The 25,798-nt window shown below is 56.2% G+C and carries 20 protein-coding genes and 1 riboswitch; of the genes, 8 read left to right on the top strand and 12 right to left on the bottom strand.

All coding sequences use genetic code 11. The annotated features are described in order from the left end of the window. Window positions 1–59 precede the first annotated feature (59 nt). A complete protein-coding gene (gene murI, locus FCL49_RS23780; RefSeq protein ID WP_135318486.1) occupies window positions 60–923 on the bottom strand; it encodes a glutamate racemase in 864 nt (287 codons plus the stop codon). Further along, window positions 868–2,760: a TonB-dependent vitamin B12 receptor BtuB gene (gene btuB, locus FCL49_RS23775; protein ID WP_174355376.1), complete on the bottom strand. Its 1,893-nt coding sequence runs from the start codon at window positions 2,758–2,760 to the stop codon at window positions 868–870. Before btuB ends, murI begins: the two co-directional genes overlap by 56 nt. Window positions 2,761–2,828: 68 nt before the next feature. Then, a riboswitch (cobalamin riboswitch) is annotated at window positions 2,829–3,036 on the bottom strand. A 124-nt stretch (window positions 3,037–3,160) separates the two neighbouring features. Here btuB and trmA point away from each other — a divergent pair. Next, window positions 3,161–4,264 carry a tRNA (uridine(54)-C5)-methyltransferase TrmA gene (trmA, locus tag FCL49_RS23770; protein WP_174355375.1) on the top strand — a complete coding sequence of 368 codons (1,104 nt, stop codon included), beginning with the start codon at window positions 3,161–3,163 and terminating at the stop codon, window positions 4,262–4,264. Between the two features lie 44 nt (window positions 4,265–4,308). On the opposite strand, the gene FCL49_RS23765 is transcribed toward trmA, so the two are convergent. Both FCL49_RS23765 and fabR read right to left on the bottom strand, forming a co-directional pair. Beyond that, window positions 4,309–4,677: a YijD family membrane protein gene (locus tag FCL49_RS23765; protein ID WP_174355374.1), complete on the bottom strand. Its 369-nt coding sequence runs from the start codon at window positions 4,675–4,677 to the stop codon at window positions 4,309–4,311. Between the two features lie 13 nt (window positions 4,678–4,690). Next, window positions 4,691–5,323, bottom strand: coding sequence for an HTH-type transcriptional repressor FabR (gene fabR, locus FCL49_RS23760; RefSeq protein WP_174355373.1), 633 nt, complete (start codon window positions 5,321–5,323; stop codon window positions 4,691–4,693). 215 nt (window positions 5,324–5,538) lie between these two features. Between fabR and sthA the strand changes: the two genes are divergently transcribed. Further along, a complete protein-coding gene (gene sthA / locus FCL49_RS23755; RefSeq protein WP_012147448.1) occupies window positions 5,539–6,936 on the top strand; it encodes a Si-specific NAD(P)(+) transhydrogenase in 1,398 nt (465 codons plus the stop codon). Here the strand turns inward: sthA and oxyR are convergent. After that, entirely contained in the window at window positions 6,919–7,836 is a 918-nt protein-coding gene (gene oxyR, locus FCL49_RS23750; protein ID WP_012147449.1) for a DNA-binding transcriptional regulator OxyR, read from the bottom strand. The genes sthA and oxyR overlap by 18 nt on opposite strands. A gap of 151 nt (window positions 7,837–7,987) precedes the next feature. Here oxyR and FCL49_RS23745 point away from each other — a divergent pair, with 151 nt between their 5' ends. Both FCL49_RS23745 and FCL49_RS23740 read left to right on the top strand, forming a co-directional pair. Next, window positions 7,988–8,719 (top strand): glutathione peroxidase, encoded by a 732-nt coding sequence (locus tag FCL49_RS23745; RefSeq protein WP_174355372.1) that lies wholly within the window; start codon window positions 7,988–7,990, stop codon window positions 8,717–8,719. 77 nt (window positions 8,720–8,796) lie between these two features. Beyond that, on the top strand, window positions 8,797–10,245 hold the full coding sequence (locus tag FCL49_RS23740) for a dihydrolipoyl dehydrogenase (RefSeq protein ID WP_174355371.1): 1,449 nt from the start codon (window positions 8,797–8,799) through the stop codon (window positions 10,243–10,245). A 64-nt stretch (window positions 10,246–10,309) separates the two neighbouring features. On the opposite strand, the gene argH is transcribed toward FCL49_RS23740, so the two are convergent. The 4 genes from argH to argC all read right to left on the bottom strand — a co-directional run bounded on the left by argH (window position 10,310) and on the right by argC (window position 14,814). Beyond that, window positions 10,310–11,683 (bottom strand): argininosuccinate lyase, encoded by a 1,374-nt coding sequence (gene argH, locus FCL49_RS23735; RefSeq protein WP_174355370.1) that lies wholly within the window; start codon window positions 11,681–11,683, stop codon window positions 10,310–10,312. 77 nt (window positions 11,684–11,760) lie between these two features. Beyond that, on the bottom strand, window positions 11,761–12,981 hold the full coding sequence (locus FCL49_RS23730; protein WP_174355369.1) for an argininosuccinate synthase: 1,221 nt from the start codon (window positions 12,979–12,981) through the stop codon (window positions 11,761–11,763). A 25-nt stretch (window positions 12,982–13,006) separates the two neighbouring features. Beyond that, window positions 13,007–13,780 carry an acetylglutamate kinase gene (gene argB / locus FCL49_RS23725; RefSeq protein ID WP_153858464.1) on the bottom strand — a complete coding sequence of 258 codons (774 nt, stop codon included), beginning with the start codon at window positions 13,778–13,780 and terminating at the stop codon, window positions 13,007–13,009. Between the two features lie 29 nt (window positions 13,781–13,809). Beyond that, complete coding sequence (gene argC, locus FCL49_RS23720; protein WP_174355368.1) at window positions 13,810–14,814, bottom strand: N-acetyl-gamma-glutamyl-phosphate reductase; 1,005 nt, start codon at window positions 14,812–14,814, stop codon at window positions 13,810–13,812. A 216-nt stretch (window positions 14,815–15,030) separates the two neighbouring features. On the opposite strand from argC, the gene argE reads away from it, so the two are divergent. Both argE and ppc read left to right on the top strand, forming a co-directional pair. After that, a complete protein-coding gene (gene argE, locus FCL49_RS23715; protein ID WP_174355367.1) occupies window positions 15,031–16,176 on the top strand; it encodes an acetylornithine deacetylase in 1,146 nt (381 codons plus the stop codon). Between the two features lie 258 nt (window positions 16,177–16,434). After that, a complete protein-coding gene (ppc, locus tag FCL49_RS23710; protein WP_012147457.1) occupies window positions 16,435–19,071 on the top strand; it encodes a phosphoenolpyruvate carboxylase in 2,637 nt (878 codons plus the stop codon). A gap of 64 nt (window positions 19,072–19,135) precedes the next feature. Here the strand turns inward: ppc and FCL49_RS23705 are convergent, their stop codons facing one another. Further along, the gene (locus FCL49_RS23705; RefSeq protein WP_254611137.1) at window positions 19,136–20,080 is read right to left on the bottom strand and encodes a LysR family transcriptional regulator; all 945 of its coding nucleotides are present in this window, start codon (window positions 20,078–20,080) and stop codon (window positions 19,136–19,138) included. Window positions 20,081–20,204: 124 nt separating this feature from the next. Between FCL49_RS23705 and FCL49_RS23700 the strand changes: the two genes are divergently transcribed. Together FCL49_RS23700 and FCL49_RS23695 are read left to right on the top strand one after the other, a co-directional pair. Next, window positions 20,205–21,242: an aromatic ring-hydroxylating dioxygenase subunit alpha gene (locus FCL49_RS23700; protein WP_174355365.1), complete on the top strand. Its 1,038-nt coding sequence runs from the start codon at window positions 20,205–20,207 to the stop codon at window positions 21,240–21,242. After that, entirely contained in the window at window positions 21,239–22,180 is a 942-nt protein-coding gene (locus FCL49_RS23695; protein ID WP_174355364.1) for a PDR/VanB family oxidoreductase, read from the top strand. Before FCL49_RS23700 ends, FCL49_RS23695 begins: the two co-directional genes overlap by 4 nt. A 52-nt stretch (window positions 22,181–22,232) precedes the next feature. Here FCL49_RS23695 and metF read toward each other — a convergent pair whose 3' ends face one another. Both metF and FCL49_RS23685 read right to left on the bottom strand, forming a co-directional pair. Beyond that, window positions 22,233–23,135, bottom strand: coding sequence for a methylenetetrahydrofolate reductase (gene metF, locus FCL49_RS23690; RefSeq protein ID WP_174355363.1), 903 nt, complete (start codon window positions 23,133–23,135; stop codon window positions 22,233–22,235). Window positions 23,136–23,362: 227 nt separating this feature from the next. Further along, entirely contained in the window at window positions 23,363–25,798 is a 2,436-nt protein-coding gene (locus tag FCL49_RS23685; RefSeq protein ID WP_135318499.1) for a bifunctional aspartate kinase/homoserine dehydrogenase II, read from the bottom strand.

Here is a 25,798-nt window from a genome sequence, read left to right as displayed (position 1 = left end):
CGCCGCAACCCCTAATTTCAATATTTTTTCTGACCGTTGAATGTTTGACCAAAACAGCCTTAAACAGGCAGTTTTTTCAACGATTTAAAGCCATATCCCTGCAGAACGGGCAATAAAGCGTCAGTGTCTTCATTTAACGCCATGCAATACGCTAGATTATCTTCCTGCGTAGACACCAGATTTTCCTGTGTCGAGATCAACCAGGCGGTGCGACGGGCTATTGCCGCGCCGGAATCGATCAGCCGGGTTCCCTCAGGTAATACCTGCATTAACTCTTCTGCTAATAAAGGGAAGTGGGTGCAGCCGAGCACGACAGTATCCGGCGGCTCACGCATGCTCAGCCATGGATGCAGGATTTTCTTCAGCGTTGGCAGCGGTACGGCTTCGCCATGCAGTTTGGCTTCTGCCAGTTCCACCAGCTCTGAGGACCCCAATAGCTCTATCTTGCAATCGGTGGCGAAGCGGGCAATCAACTCATGGGTATAAGTGCGCTGGACGGTACCGCGGGTAGCCAACAGGCCGACGACGCCATTGGCGGTCAGACGGGCGGCAGGTTTGATGGCAGGTACCACACCCACGACCGGGAAGGTAAAGCGTTCACGCAGGGCCGGTAAGGATACGGTACTGGCGGTGTTACAAGCGATGATGACTATCGCCAGAGGATGGCGCTGCTGCACCGCACTGACAATCTCCAGCACGCGTTCAACAATAAACTCTTCGGATTTCTCACCGTAGGGAAACGCCACATTATCGAAAGCGTATATATAGTGGAGGTCCGGCAGCAATTGCCGAACCTCTTGATACACCGATAACCCGCCGACGCCGGAATCAAATACCAGCACCGTCGGACGGGCCTTCGCGGTGGTGTTAGAAGGTATAGCTTCCAGTGAGGTAGTATTCTCTTCCTGGAGTAGCGTAGCCATAAGCCGTCTCATAATCTTTATCAAACAGGTTGGCGATTCTACCACGAACTGTCAGATGAGATGTGACCGGATACGAAACTGCGAGATCCCACAGGCTGACACCGCCGAGTTTGACCGTGCGCGTAGTGTAACCACTGTAGTCGCCATCATAACGCTCCCCAAGATAATGGTAGGTCACGGCCCAATCGAAATCATAGACCTGCCAGTCCAGCTCATATTTCACCTGCTGCTTGGCACGACGGAGCAGAACTTCGTTGGTTTTGGCATTGCGTGGATCAACATAGTCATAGCCAATCTGGTGGGTCAACGGCCCGGTATCAAAGGAAGCCGTAGCTTCAACGCCTTTAATGGTTGCCTGATTAACGTTGTAATAAGCAGAACCAGAGCCGCTGGATGCATAGCTAATAAGGTTGTCTATATCGTTACGATAACCCGTGACACGCCAGGTCACCGGCCCAGTCAATCCTTCAAAGCCCCCTTCCCACTGTTTGCTTTCCTCTGGCTTCAAATCCGGGTTGCCGCCAAAGCTGCCGTATTGTTGTCCCAGATTCGGTGCTTTAAACGCAGTCCCGTAGGAGGCAATGGCACGATAACCCTCAACAAACTCCCACGCAGCACTGGTTTGCCAAGTGCCATGCCAGCCATATTGCGAGTTATCATCACCCCGCACCGCCCCTTCCAGAGTAAAGGAATCGATCTGCTGCTGTGCCGTCAGATAAAGCCCGGTATTACGCTGACTCTTGCTGTCGGTAATGTAAGCCGTGCCTGGCTCTATTTTCTGATCCTGCCAATCAACACCCGTACTGATATTGCCATTGGCAACCTGGAAGGTATTACCCCACTGCACATTGTATTGGGTGGAATCATCCAAAGTTGCAGAGGCAGAATAAGGGCCATACTTGGGATCGTAGTTATAGTCCTTACTGTGGCTATAGCTGGCAATCAATTGAGTGGCATAAATACCGTCCTGGTAACGCAGGCCGCTATCCCAACTTTGGCTATACAGCTGGCGGGTATCCGGCAGTGCGTCTGAATGTGCCGGGTCGGAATAACTGTAATTACCATCATAAGCCGTACGGTTGTCATAACCGTAGCCGCGAACGAATCCGCTGAAAGCCTCATTAAACTTATGATCTATGCTGCCATACAGAGATTTACTCATGAAACCGTCGCGGTCAGTTTGCGCCGGGTTACCGAAGCTGTCTGGCAGATTCGCCACCACGTCATACCCTTTGGTATAGGTATAGTTGCCGGCGAGGGTCGCCACCGTGCTGTCGCCCAACTGTTGCTGGGTAGAGGCGTCATAGGCCTGATAGCCGTTTGACCCCATGCCGGCAGAAAGCGTAGTCCCGTTTTTTTCACGAGTGGTAATAATGTTGATCACACCGCCGATGGCATCGGAGCCATAGACCGCCGAACGCGGTCCACGGATAAACTCGACTTTCTGCACCAGCGAGATCGGAATTTGGCTGAGGTCGGAAGAACCACTGACGCCCGCCTGATTCAGACGAATGCCGTCAATCAGTACCAGGACATGGCTGGAGTTGGTACCGCGGATAAACAGCGAACTGGCTTGCCCCAGACCACCATTTTGCGACACATCTACGCCCGGCAGGCGGCGCATCACATCGGTCAGGCTTTTTGCCTGCCAGCGGTCGATATCATCGCGGGTGACGACAGAAGTGGGTGCCAGCACGGAAGAAACCGGCTGTGGAAAACGGTTGGCGGAAACCACCAGGTCATCGCTGTTCTTGGCTGTGGTGTTGTCTTGCGCCCATCCAGAAAAAGCCGTGATCGAAGAAACCACCGCCAGCAGTGTATTTTTTGTAATTGTCATGAAAAAGCATCCAAACTTAATTGGCGGATGCCGCAGGAACATGGCCGGTATTTCGCGACGGCCACGGGCATTGCGACGTAACACCGGCAGGTCTTCGGGCTTGGGAGTTGCGGGTGGCCAGTGAGCTACCTGCACCGGGCGATGACTTCCCATCCTGCAATGGACAGTGTCTGCGTAAACGCTATCGCCGTGACTTCCCCTTACCGCTGCGCGTCAGCTCCGGATTCGAACCGGATTCCCTTTTCACTCGCTGCTTGAGGCCGGACGACAATGCTACGATCAATGTAAATAGATGTCTAGACTGCTACCAATGTTACAAATAATAAACACGACAAAACTGGACTTCACGGACTGATTCCCTACAATCTCCGCTGATCAATTTTGCCTGACGAGAAGAAACATGACGCCCGAGAATTTGCCTATTGAACGTTACGATGACCAACTGGCGGAGAAAACTGCCCGGTTGAAAACGCTGATGTCACCGTTCACGGCACCCGAGCCGGAAGTGTTCCGCTCGCCGGTAAGCCACTACCGCATGCGCGCCGAATTCCGCATCTGGCATGATGAAGACGAGATGTACCACATCATGTTTGATCAGCAGACCAAACAACGCATCCGCGTCGACAAGTTCCCTGCCGCCAGCGAATTGATTAACCGCCTGATGAGCGCACTGATCGCCGCCATCAAGCCAGAGCCTATTCTGCGCCGCAAGCTGTTCCAGATTGACTACCTGTCGACCCGCAGCGGCAAAATCATCGCCTCGTTGCTGTATCACCGCAAGCTGGACGACGAATGGCAGCAGCAGGCAGAAAAGCTGCGTGATGATCTGCGCGCGCAGGGCTTTGACCTGCAGCTGATTGGCCGCGCGTCTAAAATGAAAATCATGCTGGATCAGGATTATGTAGACGAAGTGCTGCCGGTTGCCGGCCGCGACATGATCTATCGCCAGGTGGAAAACAGCTTCACCCAGCCGAATGCGGCACTGAATATACAGATGCTGGAGTGGGCTCTGGACGTGACCACCGGCTCTAAAGGCGATTTGCTGGAGCTGTATTGCGGGAACGGTAACTTCTCTTTGGCACTGGCGCGTAACTTCGAGCGGGTGCTGGCTACCGAAATCGCCAAACCTTCGGTCGCGGCGGCACAGTACAACATTGCGGCCAATCAGATCGATAACGTGCAGATTATCCGTATGGCAGCGGAGGATTTCACCCAAGCCATGAACGGAGTACGCGAGTTTAATCGGTTGAAAGATATTGATTTAAGCAGCTATAACTGTGAAACCATTTTCGTCGATCCGCCACGCAGTGGGCTGGACGATGAAACGGTGAAAATGGTGCAGGCCTATCCGCGTATTTTGTATATCTCATGCAACCCGGAAACGCTGTGCGCCAATCTGGAGACCCTGCAGGAAACCCACAGTATCAGCCGCCTGGCACTGTTCGATCAGTTCCCGTACACCCATCATATGGAATGCGGCGTGCTGTTGGAAAAACGCGTTTAATCTGACAGGGGCGCTATTATTGCTGCGCCCCTGCTTTACACCCTTCAGGCCGTCGTATTCTCATCCAGCGCCTTACGCGCTTTCAGCTTGATACCAATCCAGAACACCAGCGCCACGGAAACAATAGCCGGCAGGAAGTTGGAGCCAATCTGCGGGTATTCGGCACGGACAATCGCACTGTACAACAACACCCCCAACAGGAAGGTCGCTGCGGCCAGCTTGGGCATGCCGTCCGGCATCGCACGGTGCAGATAACGCTGATGCAGGCAGTAAACCGCCAACACCAAAGTCAGGATAGGGAAAATCGAAAACGGCACCACCGAGCTGAACAGCGCGGCGAACGAACCGTTGATCGAAAGGCCGGCAATCAACGCCAGCAGTAAGGTGCCATTCTCACGGCTTGGTTTTTCCATCGCTTTCTACCTTTTATACGTGGGATACAGAAGCTTTTTCTTGTTGGCGGCGATACCAATAATAAGCACCTTTGGAAATCATCCGCAGTTGCAGCACTAAACGTTCCTCAAGACGACACCGTTGTTCGATATCGATATCCAGCGCTTCAGCACCGGCGCTGAATACGATGGTCACCATAGCTTCAGCCTGCGCTTCGGTAAAACTGCGCGGCATATGGTTTTCCAGCTCGAGGTAATCTGCCAGTTCGGCGATAAAATGTTGGATCTCACGCGCTACCGCCGCACGGAAGGCCGATGAAGTACCGGAGCGCTCACGCAGCAGCAGGCGGAAGGCGTTGGGATTATTGCCGATAAACTCCATAAAGGTGGAGACAGAGGTGCGGATCACGCTGCCGCCCTTGGCAATACGCTGACGCGCCTGGCGCATCAGTTGCCGCAGCATCAGGCCGCTCTCATCAACCATGGTCAGCCCCAACTCATCCACGTCACGAAAGTGACGGTAGAATGACGTCGGTGCGATGCCCGCTTCACGCGAGACTTCACGCAGGCTCAGGCTGGCGAAGCTGCGTTCGGCGCTTAGCTGGCTGAAGGCCGCCTCAATGAGGGAACGACGAGTCCGTTCTTTTTGTTGTGCTCTGACGCCCATATGCATATCCAGATAAGATCCATTTTGTCAGTCTAACGCCGTAGACCCGGCAATATAGCAAATTTTATTGCAACAGCATTTATACAAACGCGCCCTGTCACAGTTTCCGCCTGCACCATTTGTGCTTTGCCTCAAAAAGCCTAATGGTGATTGGGCACTCAGCGCTATGATGTTAAGATACCGTTGTAATTTTGTATAAGACAGGTCTCTCCCCTATGCAACAGCACTATCAATTTGATGCCATAGTTATTGGCTCGGGCCCTGGTGGTGAAGGTGCCGCTATGGGGTTGGTGAAACAGGGCGCCCGCGTGGCCGTTATCGAACGGTACAATAACGTAGGCGGCGGATGTACCCACTGGGGTACCATCCCGTCCAAAGCCCTCCGCCACGCCGTTAGCCGCATTATCGAATTCAACCAGAACCCGCTTTATAACAATTCACGCACGCTCAGCGCGACATTCCCTGATATTTTGCGCCATGCCGATAACGTGATTAACCAGCAAACCCGGATGCGCCAAGGGTTCTATGAGCGTAACCAATGCAAGCTGTTTGCCGGCGATGCACGCTTTATCGACGCCAACACCGTCAGCGTCAGCTATATGGACGGCACCCAGGACACCATCCGCGCCGATCATATCGTTATCGCCTGCGGCTCGCGCCCTTACAACCCGTCAAGCGTCGATTTCAACCATCCGCGCATTTACAACAGCGATTCAATCCTCGAACTGAACCACGAACCGCGCCACGTGATCATTTACGGCGCCGGGGTTATCGGCTGCGAATATGCGTCTATCTTCCGTGGGTTGAACGTGAAGGTCGATCTGATCAACACCCGCGATCGCCTGCTGGCGTTCCTCGACCAGGAAATGTCGGACTCGCTGTCTTACCACTTCTGGAACAACGGCGTGGTGATCCGTCACAACGAAGAGTTCGAGAAGATCGAAGGCACCGACGACGGCGTGATTGTTCACCTGAAATCCGGCAAGAAAGTGAAAGCGGACTGCCTGCTGTATGCCAACGGCCGTACCGGTAACACGGACTCACTGGGGCTGGAGAACGTCGGTCTTGAATCAGACAGCCGTGGCCTGCTGAAAGTGAACAGCATGTACCAGACTGCGCTGTCGCACATTTATGCCGTGGGTGACGTAATTGGTTATCCGAGCCTGGCATCTGCCGCTTACGATCAGGGCCGTATTGCTGCGCAGGCAATTGCCTCCGGCGAAGCCAGCGGGCATCTGATTGAAGACATCCCTACCGGTATCTATACCATTCCGGAAATCAGCTCCGTCGGTAAAACCGAGCAGGAACTGACGGCGATGAAGGTGCCGTATGAAGTGGGCCGCGCCCAGTTCAAACATCTGGCGCGTGCGCAGATTGCCGGGATGAACGTCGGCAGCCTGAAGATCCTGTTCCATCGCGACACCCTGCAGATCCTTGGGATCCACTGCTTCGGTGAGCGTGCGGCGGAGATCATTCACATCGGTCAGGCGATCATGGAACAGAAAGGTGAAGGCAATACTATCGAGTATTTCGTTAATACGACCTTCAACTATCCGACCATGGCCGAAGCCTACCGGGTGGCAGCGCTGAACGGCTTAAACCGCCTGTTTTAGCGTGGTACCCAGGTAGTTTTGCATGTGCTCGCGGATCGCCTCGGCCAATTGCTCATAACGACTGCGCAATGGAGAGCCGGGGCGGTACACCAGCGCAATGGTGCGCTTGGGTTCAGGTTTGTAACAGTCGAGATAGCACACGCCGTCACGCTCACGCTGTGGCGGTACCGCCAATGACGGCAGCAACGTAATACCACTGCCTGCCGCAACCATATTGCGCAGCGTTTCCAGGCTGGTCGCCCGGAAATGGGTATCCTCGTCGGCACCGGCCTGGAAGCAAAAGCCCATTGCCTGATCGCGCAAGCAGTGGCCATCTTCCAGCATCAGCAGTTTTTCCCCTGCCAAATCCGGCATCGCCACGCGGTCGCGCTGCGACCATGGGTGATCGGAGTACACCGCCAGCTTCATTGGCTCATCAAACAACGGCACTTCGATAAAGGCTTCGGTTTCCTTCACCAGCGCCAGGATCGCACAGTCCAGTTTACCGCTGTCGAGTTGCGCCAGCAGCTGTTGGGTTTGCGCCTCATGCAGGTACATTTCCAGCTTGGGAAAGGTTTTATGCAGCGTAGGGATGATCTGCGGCAGCAAATAAGGCCCAACGGTCGGGATCAGGCCGATATGCAGCGGCCCGGACATGGCTTCGCCCTGTTGGCTGGCCATCTCTTTCAGAACTTTGACTTCGCGCAGCACGGTACGCGCCTGCTCCACCAGCAACAGGCCCGCCTGGGTAAATAACACCTTGCGGCTGGTGCGTTCGAGCAACATCACACCCAGTTCGTCTTCCAGCTTGCGGATCTGCCCACTGAGCGTGGGTTGGCTAACATGGCATGAATCGGCGGCACGGCGGAAATGCCGGTGCTCGGCCAAGGCGACCAGGTACTCTAAATCACGAATATTCATTGTTTCCCTCCAGACCACGATAGCTCATGGCGATAGATAAGATAGCAATGAGCGATTAGATCTATCAACCCCCGGCGGCAATAATGTGTCCCATCAAAGCGGCATAACGCTGAAAGCTAAAAATTATTTTTCCTAATTAAGGGGTTAATTCATGTTTACCAGTCAAGAAGGCAAAAAAGTTCCTCAGGTCACCTTCCACACCCGTCAGGGTGACCAATGGATCGATGTAACGACCAACGACCTGTTTAAAGATAAAACCGTTATCGTGTTTTCACTGCCAGGTGCCTTTACTCCGACCTGCTCTTCCAGCCACCTGCCGCGCTACAACGAGCTGTCCAGCGTATTCAAACAGCATGGCGTTGACAGCATCCTGTGCGTCTCGGTGAACGACACCTTCGTAATGAACGCCTGGAAAGCCGATCAACATGCTGAAAACATCACCTTCGTGCCGGACGGCAACGGTGAATTCACCAAAGGCATGAACATGCTGGTCGAGAAAGCCGATCTGGGTTTCGGCCCACGCTCATGGCGTTATTCGATGCTGGTGCGTAATGGCGTAGTAGAGAAAATGTTCGTCGAGCCCAACAAGCCGGGCGACCCGTTTGAAGTGTCTGACGCCGACACCATGCTGAAATATCTGGCACCAGAATTCAAAGTGCAGGAGTCGGTTTCGCTGTTTACCAAGCCGGGCTGCCCGTTCTGCGCCAAAGCCAAACAAATGCTGCAGGATCGTGGCATCCAGTATGAAGAGATCGTACTGGGTCAGGACGCGACTACCGTCAGCCTGCGCGCCGTCAGCGGCCGTGCCACGGTACCGCAGGTGTTCATCGGCGGCCGTCATATTGGCGGTAGCGATGACCTGGAAACCTTCCTGTCAGCCTGATTTATAAGTAATAACAAAGCCAACGTGAACTTTTGGCGGGCTCCGGCCCGCCCTTTTTTTAGCTTTCAGGAGTGGATATGAAACAGTTGAATGTTGACGTCGTCGTTATCGGTGGCGGCACCGCCGGTCTGGGCGCCTATCGCGCCGCCAAGCTTTCGACCCCCAGTGTAGTGATGATTGAGGGCGGGGCCTACGGCACCACCTGCGCACGCGTTGGCTGCATGCCATCCAAGTTACTGATCGCCGCCGCCGAGGCGGTGCATCAAATCGAGCGGGCGCCGGGCTTTGGCGTGTATCCCGCGGGCAAAACCACCATTAATGGTCGTGAAGTGATGGACCGCGTCAAACGCGAACGCGACCGCTTCGTCGGCTTTGTGCTGGAAGGTGTCGACGAGATCCCAGCGGCCGACAAAATTAGCGGCTACGCCCGTTTTATCGACGACAACACCCTACAGGTGGATGAACATACGCGCATCGTGGCGCAGCGCATTGTTATCGCCACCGGTTCCCGCCCAAGCTGGCCCGCGCCCTGGAATGCACTGGGTGACAGACTGATCGTCAATGACGACGTCTTCAACTGGGATGATTTACCACAGTCGGTGGCAGTGTTCGGGCCAGGTGTGATTGGCCTGGAACTGGGTCAGGCGCTGCATCGTCTCGGGGTAGAGACCAAAGTGTTTGGCGTTGGCGGCGCCGTCGGCCCGTTGACTGACAGCGCAGTTCGCAACTACGCCGCTAAAACCCTGGGTGAAGAGTTCTATCTTGATGCCGATGTGAAAGTGGAGATGATGCAGCGCGAAGGCGACAAAGTGTTTATCCGTTATCAGGATTTACACGGCAAGCCGCAGGAGATCATGGTGGATTATGTACTGGCCGCCACCGGTCGCCGACCAAACGTCGATAATCTGGGCCTGGAGAATACCGGCCTGCAGCTGGATGCCCGAGGAGTGCCGCTGGCCGATCGCCTGACGATGCAAACCAGCGTTCCGCACATCTTTATCGCCGGTGACGCCAGCAACCAACTGCCGCTGTTGCATGAAGCCAGCGATCAGGCACGTATTGCCGGGAGCAACGCCGGCAGCTTCCCGGAAGTCAGCCCAGGCCTGCGCCGCAGCGCGATCTCGGTAGTCTTCTCCGATCCGCAAATTGCCATGGTCGGCTCTACCTTTCGCGAATTGAGCGAGAAATTTAGCGCCTGTGGTTGTTTTGAAGTCGGCGAGGTGTCGTTCGAGAATCAGGGGCGCTCGCGCGTGATGCTGCGCAATAAGGGCATCCTGCATGTCTACGGCGAACAGGGTACCGGGCGTTTCCTCGGTGCAGAGATGATGGGCCCGGACGTTGAGCATATCGCCCATCTGCTGGCCTGGGCACACCAACAGCAAATGACTATCAACCAGATGCTGGACATGCCGTTTTACCATCCGGTGATCGAAGAAGGCCTGCGCACCGCACTGCGCGATCTGCAGGCCAAACTAAAACTGGGCGAGGCCGAGGCCGAACGCTGCCAGCGCTGCCCGGGCGAGTAATCCGGCCAAAAACAAAGGGCGCAGTTCTGCCTATGAACTGCGCCCTTGATATTGAGTAACCTAATTAAGCCAAACGCTGTTTCGCTGCGGCGATCGCGCTGGCGACCTGCTGAGGAGAAACGCCGCCTTTGGCTGAGCGCTTATCCAGACAGGATTGCAGTGCCAGGATCGGGTACACATCGTCGCCAATCACTGCGCTGAATTTCTGCAAATCAGTCAACGGCAGGGCTTCCAGCGCCTTGCCCTGACGAATGGCTTCCACTACCGCTTCACCGACGATATGGTGCGCCTCACGGAACGGCACGCCTTTGGCGACCAGATAGTCCGCCAGTTCGGTCGAGTTGGCGTAGCCCTGCTCCGCCGCTTCTTTACAACGCGGGCGTTTCACCTGAATCCCATCCAGCACCAACGCAGCCATCTGCAAGCAATCCATCCAGGTATCAAGCGCGTCGAACAGCCCTTCCTTGTCTTCCTGCATGTCTTTGTTATATGCCAACGGCAGGCCTTTCAACGTCATCATCATTCCGGTCAATGCACCCTGCACGCGGCCACATTTGCCACGGATCAGCTCCAGCGCATCCGGGTTTTTCTTCTGTGGCATCAGCGATGAGCCGGAAGTCACACGGTCAGACAGATCGACGAATGCCGCTTCGCCGCTGTTGAAAAAAATCAGGTCTTCGGCAAAGCGCGACAGGTGCACCATGCTGATGGAGGCATTGGATAGCAACTCCAGCACATGGTCGCGGTCGGAAACGCTGTCGAGACTATTACGGGTGGCCGAAGCAAAGCCCAGCCAACCGGCCAGTTGTTCACGGTCGATCGGATAGGCAGTGCCAGCCAGCGCACCGCTGCCCAGCGGGCTGACATCCAGGCGCTTCAGCGTGTCCTGCAAACGGCTTTCGTCACGCGCCAGCATTTCCACATAGGCCAAACACCAGTGGGCAAAAGTCACCGGCTGCGCACGCTGCAGGTGGGTATAGCCCGGCATCACTGCGTCCTGATTGGCTTCGGCGGTTTCCACCAGCGCCTGTTGCAGTTGCACAATGGCCTGATGCAAATCGCCAATCTGCTGTTTACACCACAATTTCAGATCGGTCGCGACCTGATCGTTACGGCTACGACCGGTGTGCAATTTTTTGCCCAGATCGCCGACTTGGTCGATCAGCTTCTGCTCCACCCAGCTATGAATATCTTCCGCATCGCTGCTGACAATCGCCTGCGGATCGGCCTGCACTTCCGCCAACAGCCCGTTCAACGCCTGCTCAAGCTGCTGCTGCTCGGTTGCCGTCAATACGTTGACGGTGACCAGCGCTTTCGACCAGGCCACCGAACCCACAATGTCCTGTTCCGCCAGGCGATAATCGAAGCGCAGAGAATCGTTTAATTGTTTGAACCGCTGATCTGCCGCCTGACTGAACCGTCCGCCCCAAAGTGCCATACCTTACTCCTGATTTTTATGCGAATAGGGGCGCAGCATGCTGCGCCCCTATCAAGTCACGCCGAATAATTACTAAGTTACTTGTTCTTTTTCTCGTTCAGCGCGCGAATGCGTGAAGAGAGTGAGAACAGACGGATAAAACCGCCCGCGTGGCTGTGATCGTAAACTTCATCTTCGCCGAAGGTCGCGAACTCTTCGGAATACAGGCTGTTGGCGGATTTCTTCTGAATCGCCGTCACCTGGCCTTTATACAGCTGCAACACCACTTCGCCGTTAACTTCTTCGGCCAGCGCTTCGGCGGAGGCCTGCAGTGAACGACGCAGCGGAGCAAACCAGCGGCCATCGTACACCACGTAAGACATTTCCAGGCCCAGTTGCTCACGCCATTTGAAGCTGTCGCGATCCAGCACCAGTTGCTCAACGCCGCGCAGTGCCGCCACCATGATGGTACCGCCCGGGGTTTCGTAGCAACCACGGGATTTGATGCCCACCAGACGGTTTTCTACGATGTCGATACGGCCCACGCCATGCTTGGCACCCAGCACGTTCAGGGTTTCCAGACATTTGTACGGGCTCAGAGCTTTACCGTTAACGGCCACTACGCAGCCTTTTTCTACGGTGATGGTCACTTGCTCAGGCTGATCCGGCGCTTCCTGCGGGTCTACAGTCCAGACCCAGCAGTCTTTGTTCGGTGCGTTCCACGGGCTTTCCAGCACGCCGCCTTCGGTAGAGATGTGCCAGGCATTCTCGTCACGGCTATAGATTTTTTCCAGCGACGCAGTGGTCGGGATGTTGCGCTCTTTCAGGTAGTCCAGCAGCGCTTCACGGGAACGCAGGTTCCACTCACGCCAAGGGGCAACCACTTTCAGATGTGGGGCCAGTGCGGTATAGGTGGTTTCGAAACGCACCTGGTCATTACCTTTACCGGTTGCGCCGTGGCACAGTGCGTCAGCACCGACTTTCAGCGCCAGTTCAACCTGTGCTTTAGCGATAATCGGGCGCGCCATGGAGGTACCCAGCAGATAGCTGCCTTCATACAGGGCGCCGGTCTGCAGTACCGGGTAAACGTAGTCACGGATGAATTCTTCACGCAGATCAACCACGTGACACTCAGAGGCACCGGATTGCAGGGCTTTTTGCTCTACACCTTCCAGATCGCCGCGCTCCTGGCCGATATCCGCCACGAAGGCTACCACTTCGCAGCCGCCGTAGTTTTCTTTCAGCCAGGGAATGATGGCCGAAGTATCCAGACCGCCAGAGTACGCCAGAACGATTTTTTTGATGCCTTGGTTTTGCATGGTCTTTTCCTTTTTAATTCTAAATTTAAGCGAGGATCCGGGTGCCAATTGACACGCCGTTAAACAGTGCAGGAAGCTGATCGGCATGGCGCCAACTGGCGATATCTACCGGGCGACCGAGGGTGCGGGCCGCATCGAGCGCCGCATTCACCTTCACCACCATACCATCAGTGATGATGCCCTGGGCAATCAGTTGTTCCGCTTTTTGCGCCGTCATTTCTGCGATGCGTTGCCCTTTTCCATCGAGGATGCCACTGACATCCGACAGCAGGATCAAATCCGCACCCAGGGTGGCGGCCAGAGCCGTCGCCGCCTGATCGGCGTTCACATTCATTAACTGCCCATCGGCGGTGATACCGATGGAACTGATCACCGGCAGGTAACCGGCAGCCAGCAGGGTATTGAGCAGCAACGGGGAACCCGGTTGCGCATTGCCCACGTGGCCCAGCGCCGGATCCAGCGGGGTGACGGTGACGCTGCCACCGTCTGCCAGGCTCAGGCCGACCGCGTTAATCTGGTGCTTGATGGCCCACGCCAGCAAGGTTTTGTTGGCGGTGCCGGCCAGCGCGCCGGTAATAATGTCAATCTGATCGGCCGGGGTCACCCGCAGGCCATTCTTCTTCACCACCGGCAGGGAAAGCTTTTTCATCAGCTCATCCACCAGACAACCACCGCCGTGGACGATCACCAACGGGCGCTGATGCTGCTGACGGTAGCTGTCCAGTGCGGTAAACAGACGCTCCAGCGCCTCTTCACTGTCTAATAACACGCCACCTAACTTGATAATTAACGGGTTCATCGCTGTATACATCCCACGCTGGTGATTTATTAAAGTAATGACTGGGTTTCAGGGAACCCAAAACGGATATTCAGGCATTGCACCGCCTGAGCGGCCGCGCCTTTCAACAGGTTGTCTTCCGTCGCTACGGCGATCAGGTGTTCACCCTGTACGGCAAAGCCGATGTCGCAGAACGGCAACCCGACGACGGACTTCAATGCCGGTACGCCCTGGTCATACAGCCGCACCAGTGGTTTGTCGTCATAGGCGGCGTGATAAACGGCGGCCACGTCCTGCGCAGTCACGCCGGCTTTCAGGCGACAGGTGATGGTTTCGAGAATACCACGCGGGAAGTTACCCAAATGTGGCGTGAAGATGACCGGCACGCCCAGATGCGCGACGATTTCCGGATGGTGACGGTGGTTGAAAATACCGTACGGCTGCAGGCTCACCTCACAAAAACTGGTGGTGACGCTGGCCTTACGGCCCGCACCGCTGACGCCGCTGGTCGCGTTGATCACCGGCCACTGATCCAGGTTCAGCAACTCCTGGTCGATCAGCGGTTTCAGCGCTAACTGCGCCGCCGTCGGATAACAACCCGGTACGGCGATCAGCTGCGCCTGTTTGATTTTGTCGCTCTGCCATTCCGCCAGGCCATACACCGCTTGCTCCAGCAGGTCGGCATGCTGATGTTCAAAACCGTAATATTGGCTGTAGAAGGCGGCATCTTTCACGCGGAATGCGCCGGACAGGTCAAACACCACGCAACCTGCGGCCAGGAATGCCGGCGCGATATCGTGGCTGACCTCGTGTGCCGTCGCCAGGAACACTACGTCGATACCCACAGCGGCGGCGGCTACGTCAACCAGCGGCTGCAAGGGGAGATCGACAATGCCTTTTAACTGGGGGTGCAAATCGGAAAGCAATTTTCCTGCATCTGCACTTTGCGCTGAAACCGCTAAAGCGGTTATGTTCATGTGTGGGTGACGATTAAGGTACGCCGTGAGCTCTGCTCCGGCATAACCGCTGGCACCGACAATCAGCGTATTCAACATGGGGCCTTTCACCTTCTAGACTTGCGTTTGGTCGTATTCGACTCAGGTTTCCAGGCTCACCAGCGTTGTTTTGCCGTTCACCCACGAGGTCGAGCGTTGATGTTTTTATAATCATCCGGGAATCGGGTTCCCTTACGCTCCAGCTTATTGTATTTTTATTCACAATAAATGCATGAATATTGATACCAACCTAACCAAAGGCTGTCAACAGTGAAGATGAAATTACCTCCATTTATTGAGCTGTACCGGGCGTTGATCGCCACTCCGTCGATCAGTGCCACCGATGGCGCCCTCGATCAGAGTAATGAAGCGTTAATCAACTTGCTGGCCGGCTGGTTTGCCGATTTGGGCTTTCGCGTCGACGTGCAACCGGTGCCGGATAGCCGCAACAAATTCAACCTGCTGGCCAGTATCGGTGAAGGCAGCGGCGGCCTGCTGCTGGCGGGCCACACCGACACCGTGCCTTATGATGAAGGCCGCTGGACGCGCGATCCTTTCACTCTGACCGAACACGACAATAAGCTGTACGGTCTGGGTACCGCCGATATGAAAGGCTTCTTTGCCTTTATTCTGGATGCGGTGCGCGACATCGACGCCAGCCAACTGACCAAGCCTTTATACATTCTGGCCACCGCAGATGAAGAAACGACGATGGCCGGCGCACGTTATTTTGCCGCTTCCACCAGCATTCGTCCGGACTTCGCCATTATCGGGGAGCCAACCTCGCTGCAGCCGGTGCGGGCGCATAAAGGCCATATAGCCAACGCTATCCGCATCGTCGGCCAATCCGGCCACTCGAGCGACCCGGCGCGCGGCGTGAACGCCATCGATCTGATGCATGAAACTATCGGCCGCCTGATGGAGTTGCGCAAAACGCTGCAAGAGCGCTTTAACAACCCGGCCTTTGCCGTGCCCTACCCGACCATGAACTTCGGTCATATCAGCGGGGGCGATGCGGCCAACCGTATCTGCGCCTGCTGCGAGCTGCATCTGGATATCCGCCCGTTGCCGGGCATGACGCTCGACAACATCAACGAACTGATGCAGCAAACCCTCGAACCGATCAGCCAGCGCTGGCCGGGCCGCCTGAGCATTGAGGAGCTGCATGCCTCGGTACCGGGTTATGAGTGCCCGACCGATCACCATATGGTGGCGGTGATTGAGAAACTGCTGGGCACCCGCACGCAGGTGGTCAACTATTGCACCGAAGCCCCGTTCGTCCAGCAGGTCTGCCCGACGCTGGTGTTGGGTCCCGGCTCTATCGACCAGGCGCATCAACCGGACGAATATATAGATACCGGCTTTATCGAACCGACACGCAAGCTGCTGGGTCAATTGGTCAGCCACTTCTGTCGCCAATAAACCGGATACAAGGTAGGGTTAATGATTTATCATTCCCCTACCTCCTAATAAGTAGAAAACCAATGAAATAAGCCAGACTGATAACCGGCGCGCCGTAATTAAATTTCAGAAAATGCGCCGATTTTGATGTTTTTTTGCTAAAAATAGTGTCAATTGGCCATTGGACAGGAACGTGGCGAGATGAAACAGGCGCGGTTTGCCTGACACGTGAAATTTACTTACAAGATAAAAATCATACAGAACTGGGTCAGGGGTTATATGAACGAACAATATTCGGCAATGCGAAGTAATGTCAGTATGCTCGGCAAATTGCTCGGCGATACCATCAAAGAAGCGCTGGGCGAGCATATTCTCGATCGCGTTGAAACTATCCGTAAGCTTTCCAAATCTTCACGTGCAGGTAACGAGGCACATCGCCAGGAGCTGCTTTCTACCTTGCAAAACCTGTCCAACGACGAACTGCTGCCAGTGGCACGCGCCTTCAGCCAGTTTCTCAATCTGACCAACGTCGCCGAGCAGTACCACAGCATTTCACCCAATGGCGAAGCCGCCAGCAACCCGGAAGCGCTGGCGCAGTTGTTCACCCGGCTGAAAGACAAAAAGCTCAGCACCAAAGAGCTGCAAAATGCGGTATCCCAGCTTTCCATCGAACTGGTGCTGACCGCGCACCCGACGGAAATCACCCGCCGCACCCTGATCCACAAGCTGGTTGAGGTCAACACCTGCCTCAGCCAGCTCGACCATAACGATCTGGCCGACTACGAGCGCAACAAGATCATGCGCCGCCTGCGCCAATTGGTCGCCCAGTCCTGGCATACCGACGAGATCCGCAAACATCGCCCTTCCCCGATCGACGAAGCCAAATGGGGCTTTGCGGTAGTGGAAAACAGCCTGTGGGAAGGGGTGCCTGCCTTCCTGCGTGAATTCAACGAACAGTTGGAAAACTCCATCGATTACAGCCTGCCGGCGGAAGCCGTGCCGGTACGTTTCACTTCCTGGATGGGCGGTGACCGCGACGGTAACCCTAACGTGACGGCTGAAATCACCCGCCACGTGCTGCTGCTCAGCCGTTGGAAGGCCTGCGACCTGTTCACCCGCGACATTCAGGTGCTGGTCTCCGAGCTGTCGATGACCGAATGTACTCCGGAACTGCGCGCACGGGCCGGTGGCGACGAGGTGCAAGAGCCATACCGCGAGATCATGAAGCAATTGCGCAGCCAGTTGATGAGCTCTCAGGCTTATCTGGAAGGTCGCCTGAAGGGTGAGCGCGTACTCAAACCACACGACCTGCTGGTGAATAACGAACAGCTGTGGGAACCGCTGTTCGCCTGTTACCAGTCGCTGCAGGCCTGCGGCATGAGCATCATCGCCAATGGCCAGTTGCTCGATACCCTGCGTCGCGTGCGCTGCTTTGGCGTGCCGCTGGTACGTATCGACGTACGTCAGGAAAGCACTCGCCACACCGAGGCCATTGCCGAGCTGACCCGTTATCTGGGGCTGGGCGATTACGAAAGCTGGTCGGAAGCCGACAAACAGGCGTTCCTGATCCGCGAACTGAACTCCAAACGCCCGCTGGTGCCGCTTAAATGGGAGCCGAGTGCCGACACCCAGGAAGTGCTGGAAACCTGTCGGGTCATTGCCGAAGCGCCGCAGGGTTCGATTGCCGCCTACGTGATATCCATGGCGCGTACGCCTTCTGACGTGCTGGCGGTTCACCTGTTGCTGAAAGAAGCCGGTTGCCCGTTCGCCCTGCCGGTGGCCCCGCTGTTCGAAACCCTCGACGACCTGAACAATGCCGACGACGTGATGACCCAGTTGCTGAATATTGACTGGTACCGCGGCTTTATCCAGGGCAAACAGATGGTAATGATTGGCTATTCCGACTCGGCGAAAGACGCCGGGGTGATGGCCGCCTCCTGGGCGCAGTACCGCGCGCAAGACGCCCTGATCAAAACCTGTGAAAAGGCCGGCGTAGCGCTGACGTTGTTCCACGGCCGCGGCGGCTCGATCGGCCGTGGTGGCGCTCCGGCGCATGCGGCACTGCTGTCGCAACCGCCGGGCAGCCTGAAAGGCGGCCTGCGCGTCACCGAACAGGGCGAGATGATCCGCTTCAAATTTGGCCTGCCGGAAGTCACCATCAGCAGTCTGGCGCTGTACACCGGTGCGATCCTGGAAGCCAACCTGTTGCCGCCGCCGGAGCCGAAAAAAGAGTGGCGTGCACTGATGGATGACCTGTCAGACACCTCATGTAAAATGTATCGTGGTTACGTGCGTGAAAATCCGGAATTCGTGCCGTACTTCCGCGCTGCGACGCCGGAACTGGAGCTGGGCAAGTTACCGCTGGGTTCACGCCCGGCCAAACGCAAGCCAAACGGCGGCGTTGAGAGCCTGCGCGCCATTCCATGGATCTTCGCCTGGACGCAGAACCGCCTGATGCTGCCGGCCTGGCTGGGTGCCGGTGCCGGTTTGCAAGAGGCGGTGAAAGCTGGCAAGCAAGATCAACTGGAAGCCATGTGCCGCGACTGGCCATTCTTCTCCACCCGCATCGCGATGCTGGAAATGGTGTTCGCCAAGGCCGACCTGTGGCTGGCGGAATACTACGATCAGCGTCTGGTCGACAAATCGCTGTGGCCACTGGGCCAGCAATTGCGCGACCAGTTGGCAAGCGACATCAAGGTGGTGTTGACCATCGCCAATGACGCGCACCTGATGGAAGACCTGCCATGGATCGCCGAATCCATTGCGCTGCGTAACGTGTATACCGATCCGCTGAACGTGCTGCAGGCCGAACTGCTGCACCGTTCACGTCAGCAGGAGCAACCGGATGCCCGCGTTGAGCAGGCGCTGATGGTGACCATTGCCGGCGTCGCCGCCGGGATGCGCAACACCGGCTAGGTTGAGCGTTGTAAAAAACGGCTCCTGTTTACAGGGGCCGTTTTTTTTATCCGTCGCTGATGGGTTATAAGGCACTCAGCCGCAACGGCCGGTTGCCGTCAACTTCGGGATAATTCTCGAACGTATGCCGTATCAACTGCCGTAACCATTGATTTGCCGCATCATCATGAAAATGCGGATGCCAATACTGACGCAGAGTAAAGGATGGCAGCAGGATAGGCGGTGGCAACAATGTGATGTGGCGACTCTGGGCAAAAATCAGCCCCAGCTCTAACGGCACCGTCGCAATCAGATCTGGATTTTGCTCCAGTAAAAACGGAATGGTCAGAAAATGCGGGGTGGTCAGGCATACATTGCGCCGTATCTCCAACTGTTCCAGCACCGCGTCATAGCAGGCCCCCAACCGGCCGGGATATTTGACCGCCACATGAGGCAAGGACTCAAAGAGCTCGCGCGTGATGCCCTTGTGTAATTGGCTATTGTGGCTACTGCCCAGCACCACAAAAGTGTGATCATAAAGCCGTTGCTGAAACAACACTTCCGCCGGTGAGGGAAATGCCCCTACCGCCAAATCCAGCTCTCCTCCGGCCAACGCCTGCTCCATCTGCTCCGGCGGGATCTGCACGCTACGCAGCGTGCAACGCGGAGCTAATTGCCGAAACTGCCTCAGCAACGTGGGCAGCATCACCACCTCCCCCAGGTCGGTCAAGGCCAGGGTAAATTGGCGCCGCGCCAAGGCGGGTTCAAAAGGGGTCGGCGACTGGATATGCTGGCGCACTTCCAACAATATCCGGCCGATCGGCGCGCGCAGTTGCAAGGCTCTGGGGGTCGGCTCCATGCCAACCGCCCCTTTGATAAACAGAGGATCGTCAAAGAAAGTCCGCAAACGTGCCAGTGCATGGCTTACCGCACTTTGAGAAAGACCGAGCTTTTGCGCTGCGCATGTAACATTTTTTTCACACAAAAGCGCATCAAAAACAATAAGGAGATTTAAATCAAGTCCTTTCATATGCATAGCATGCATCTCCTGATGAATCTCTTCGCGTTGAATTTAACAATATAATTACATAGCTTGCAGGGAATGCAACGAGCTGCCTTTAGGCGGCCACAAAACCCCTACACAGGAGTGTGCTATGTTTATTCGCAATACGTGGTATGTCGCTGCCTGGTCACATGAAATTCTCGACGATGCGCTGTTTGCTCGCACCATCATTGGTATTCCCATCGTATTTTATCGGACCGAATCCGGAGCGGTGAAGGCGCTGGAAGACCGTTGTTGCCATCGCGGCGCACCTTTGTCTTTAGGAAACCGTGAAGGTGACGATATCCGCTGCATGTATCACGGGCTGAGATTCACTTCAGAAGGCGTCTGCGTTGAAGCCCCGCTGCAAAGCCGTTTACCCCCGCAGGCGCGGGTGCGTAGCTTCCCGGTGGTAGAGCGCAATAACTGGATTTGGCTGTGGCCCGGTGACCCGCAGTTGGCTGACCCGGCAACCATTCCCGACACGCCCTGGCTCGACTCGCCGCAATGGCGCTATATCCCCGGCTATCTGCATTATGACGTCAACTACCTGCTGATCTGCGACAACCTGCTCGACTTTTCCCACTTGCCCTACGTGCACAGCACCACCCTGGGTGGGGGTGAGGAATACGCCAATGTGCAGCCCAAAGTGGAAAAAATGGAAGACGGCGTTCGCATCACCCGCTGGCTGATGAATATGCCGCCGCCGCCGTTTGTCGGCGATATTGAAGGCTGCCCCGAACGGGTCGACCGCTGGAATATTTACCATTTCACCCTGCCGGGCATTCTGCGGATGGATTCCGGCGTCGCCCCGGCCGGTCAGGGTGCACCTGAGGGTAATCGCAATGGCGCTTTGGAATTTTACAGTTGTCAGGCGCTCACGCCGGAAACGGAAAACAGCACCCACTATTTTTTCTGCCAGCCACATAATTTTGCGCTGGATAAACCAGAGGTCACCGCTCAGATCCACCGCGCTATCCTGCAGGCTTTTGATGAAGACCGCGTGATTATCACCGCCCAGCAACAGAGCCTGGCGCTGGCACCGGACTTCAAGATGTTGCCCTTTGCCATTGATGCCGCCCTGGCGCAGTTCCGCTGGCATGTCACACAGCGTCTGGAGCAGGAAAGTCGCAGCGGGGAAGCACCATGAGGACGGTTAAGGTCTCCCGGCTTTATCACCTGGCGGAAAACGTCATCGGCATTGAGCTAACAGCGGCCGACGATCGTCCCCTGCAGCCCTTTGCCGCCGGCGATCACCTGGATCTGCATTTACCCAATGGCCAGGTCAGGCCTTACTCGTTATGCAACGATCCTCATGAAACGCATCGCTATTGTCTGGGGATCGCTCTGGCCAGCGCTTCGCGTGGAGGGTCTTCCTATATTCATCAGCAATTGCGCGTAGGGGAACAACTGACCATTGGTGAACCGCGTTCGTTGTTTCCTTTGGTGCCCGGTGTTCCGCACTACCGCTTTATTGCCGGGGGCATTGGCATTACCCCGATCCGCAGCATGATCCTGTGGTGTCAGCGGCACGGATATTTATGGCATTTGGACTGGTTTATCCGCTCTCACTACCCTCAGTCCTGGCTGGAGCCTTTGTTAGCGGCAGGAAATAACGTACGGATCCATACCGACAGCCAAACCCGCAGCCAGGATCTGGTGTCGGCCATGAAAGCCATTGCGCCGGAGGAGCACATTTACTGTTGTGGGCCGGAGTCGCTGATGGAAGAAGTACAACGCCTTGCCCAGGCACAACAAATCCCTGCCGATCGGCTCCATTTCGAACGCTTTACCGCCGGGGATGTTGTCAGCGAGGAGGGAGAGGCTTTTGATATTGAATTGCAGCGCAGCGGTGGGCGTTATCGGGTGTTGCCGGGTATCTCGATTCTGGAAACTCTGGAACAAAACGGCATCAATCTGCCTTTCAACTGCCGTGAGGGGCTGTGTCGCAGCTGCGAAGTCACGCTGTTGGCGGGTGAAGCAGACCATCGGGATTATGTTTTAAGCGATGAAGAACGCGCCGCCAACCGTTCGATTCTAATCTGCGTTTCCCGCGCTCGTTCACCCACGCTGGTGCTGGATCTTTAAGCGGTCATCAGCAAACAACAATGCCGGTCAGAATATACTGACCGGCATTTTTTCAGGCGACCGCCACGGGACCTGGGCGCACGCCCAACGTATGGCAAATGGCGTAACTCATCTCGGCGCGGTTCAGCGTATAGAAGTGGAAGTCTTTCACCCCTTCGCGACTGAGAATTTTCACCATATCCATCGCGATATTGGCCCCGACCATTTTGCGGGTTTCGGCATCGTCGTCCAGCCCTTCAAACATGCTGGTCATCCAGCTCGGCACACGTACGTTAGTCATGGTGGCGAAACGCTGTAACTGCTTGAAGTTGGACACCGGCAGAATACCCGGTACGATTTCCACGTCAATGCCGGTCGCCACACAGCGGTCACGAAAACGCAGGTAGCTTTCCACATCAAAGAAGAACTGGGTAATTGCGCGGTTGGCACCGGCATCGATTTTACGCTTCAGGTTAATCAGGTCCGCCTGCGGGCTTTTGGCTTCCGGATGCACTTCAGGGTAGGCCGCCACCGAAATATCGAAATCGCCGACGTCTTTCAGCAAGGCCACCAAATCTGTGGCATACATATCGGGCTTACCGCCGCCCGGTGGCAGGTCGCCACGCAGCGCCACGATATGGCGGATGCCACTGTTCCAGTAGTCGGTAGCAATCTCACGCAATTGAGCCGGGCTGGCGTCGATACAGGTCAGGTGCGGTGCTGCCTCCAGACCGGTACGCTCCTTAATCCCTTTGATAATGCTGTGGGTACGATCGCGCTCGCCGGAGTTGGCACCATAGGTCACAGAGACAAATTTGGGTTTCAGGCTGCTCAGACGATCGATGGACTGCCACAGGGTGTCTTCCATCTCGCTGGTACGCGGCGGGAAGAACTCGAATGATACGTTAATCTGGCCGTTTAACTCCGCCAGACTCTGATTCAGCGCTTCCCGCTGGTTTGCGTGAAAAAAACTCATACCCTGTCCGCCTCTTATCGATCACTGTTTTGCTTTATCTTATTAAGCGTCTATACGTTTAGACGTCTAGATAGAAAATGCCGTATGTTGACTAAAGAGTCAACAGGAAACTGAGGGGAATAAGATGATTAATCCTCACCCGTTAAGAGAAAGAACTTCACGTTCAGAATAAGAAGAATTATGGCAGGAAAAACGAAGGGCGCGGCAGATCCGCGCCCACAAGAAAATTAAAGCAGTTGCGCCAAACGGTTAAGGTCTGACTGGATCGCACCGGCAGTGACGTCACGCCCGGCACCCGGCCCGCGGATCACCAACGGGTTGTCGCGGTACCAGCGGCTTTCGATAGCGAACACGTTATCGCACGGCAACAACGATGCCAGCGGATGTTCAGGCCGTACCGCTTCCACGCCGACTCGCGCCTTACCGTTGGCATCGAAACGCGCCACGTGGCGCAGCACCAGCCCCATTTCACTGGCGGCCTCAAAACGTTGCAGCATCTGCTGGTTCAACGCATCGCCGTTTTCGAAGAACTGATCGACGGAGCCCTGTTCGGCCCCCGCAGGCACCAGCGATTCGACTCGCACCTGATTCGGTTCAATATCGTAGCCCGCTTCTCGCGCCAGGATCACCAGCTTGCGCATCACGTCCTGGCCGGACAGGTCAACCCGCGGATCCGGTTCGGTCAGCCCCTGCTGCCAGGCCTGATCCACCAGCTCGGTGAACGGCACCGTGCCATCGAACTGCAGGAACAGCCAGGAAAGCGTGCCGGAAAAAATACCGCTAATCGCCAGAATGCTGTCGCCGCTGTCGCGCAGGTCACGCACCGTATGGTTGACCGGCAGGCCGGCACCGACGGTCGCGTTATACAGCCAGTGACGACCGGTTTTGGCGAAGGCATCACGAATTTGACGATAATTATCGCTGCACGATGCGCCCGCCAGCTTGTTGGCACTGATCACATGGAAGCCATAGCTGGCAAAATCCAGATACTGTTCGGCCAGTTCCTCACTGGCGGTCACGTCGAGCACCACCAGATCGTCGAACGGATGCGCACGCATCCACAGGAACAAGGACTCTTCGTCCAGCTCCTGTGCTTCGTCCTCAAAGAACGCCAGGGCGCGGCTGGCATCCAGCCCATCGTAATTGAGCAGGCTGCGGCGGCTGTCCACCACGCCCGCCAGGCTGAACTCAAAGCCGCTGCGGGCGGAAATGTTTTTCTGCTCGCGGGCAAACAGCTCCAGCCAGCGTGCACCGATGTTGCCTTTACCGAACAGCACCAGGCCAATGCTTTTCTCGGCGCGGAACAGGGTCTGATGCAGGCCCTGGATCAGCAACGCAGTCGGCCCCTGACGCAGTACCGCGACCAGGCTGATGCCGTCTTCGGCCTGCCAGATAAATTCTACCGGCTGGTCTTTCAACTGTTGATAGAAACGGTGGCTGTGCAGCGGATTCTTGCAAACGCCCGCGCCCACCAGCGCCACCAGCGCCAGGCCTTCACGCAGCCGCAGTTCCCCCGGTAATGCCGCATCCTGCAAGGTACGCAGCACGCTGTTCACCACTTCCGAGGTGTAGCACAGTTGAACCAGATTACGGTCAGGATGAATGCCGATCGCCAGCGGTTTGATCTGAGCGCGCTTAAGCACCAAATCCAGCTCTTTCTGCGCCAGTTTGAAGTCATGCTGGCTGGCAACGTTCAGCTCAATCAAACACACGTCGTCATGGCTGGTGACAATCTTCGCGCCGGTGCCGGAAGCCAGCACGCGTTCGATACGCGTTGAGCCTTGTTCCGGCTGATAGCTACAGCGCAGTTGCAGATCGATATCACTGCCGGACACCGGCTGCAGGGTACGAGTATGCAGCACCGGTGCCGCCAGGCGCGCCAGTTCACTGGCTTCATCCAGACGCAGCAGTGGCAGCAGGCAGGCATCTTTTACCTTGCGTGGATCGGCGCTGTACACCCCGGCCACGTCGCTCCAAATGGTCACGCGCTCCGCACCGGCCAGCGCGCCGACCTGGGTAGCGGAATAGTCACTGCCGTTACGCCCCAACAGCACGGTTTCACCAGCGTCGTTGCGTGATATAAAGCCGGTCACCACCAGGCGTTTGCCCGGGTGCTGAGCCAGCAACTGTTGCAGCAATGGATAAGAGCGGCCCTCGTCAACCTGGGGTTGAGCGGCACGTTCTGCGCGCAGGAAGTCACGCGCATCCAGCCAGGCGGCCTGCATATCCAGCTTGTTCAGTACCGCTGCCATCAGCCGCGCCGACCAAATCTCACCGTGCCCAACCACCTCGGCATACACAGCGTCGTCGAGCTTTTCGTCCAGCAATACCGCCAAACGCTCCAGATCCTGAATAAATTCGGCGATCAACGGCTCGGCAGTTTCCGGTGGGAGCAGACCGCCAATCAATTCGCTATGATAGCGACGCAGCGTCTGCTGAACCTGATGCGCAGAAAGGCGATCGCTTTGACTGAGCTTCAGCCAGCTAATCAGTTGGTTGGTGGTGCTACCGGCAGCCGATACCACCATCATGTCACCCGGTTGGCTGTATTCGGCCATGATCCCGGCCACCCGCAGATAACACTTCACGTCCGCCAGGCTGCTGCCGCCAAACTTGTGTAGTTGACGGCCGCTCACCGGCCCTGCTACCGCAATTGCATTCAT

The sequence above is a fragment of the Serratia proteamaculans genome (assembly GCF_013337185.1).
GTDB lineage: Bacteria > Pseudomonadota > Gammaproteobacteria > Enterobacterales > Enterobacteriaceae > Serratia > Serratia proteamaculans_D.
Note: the sequence above shows the minus strand (reverse complement) of the source record. Positions and strands in the feature narration are given on the sequence as shown.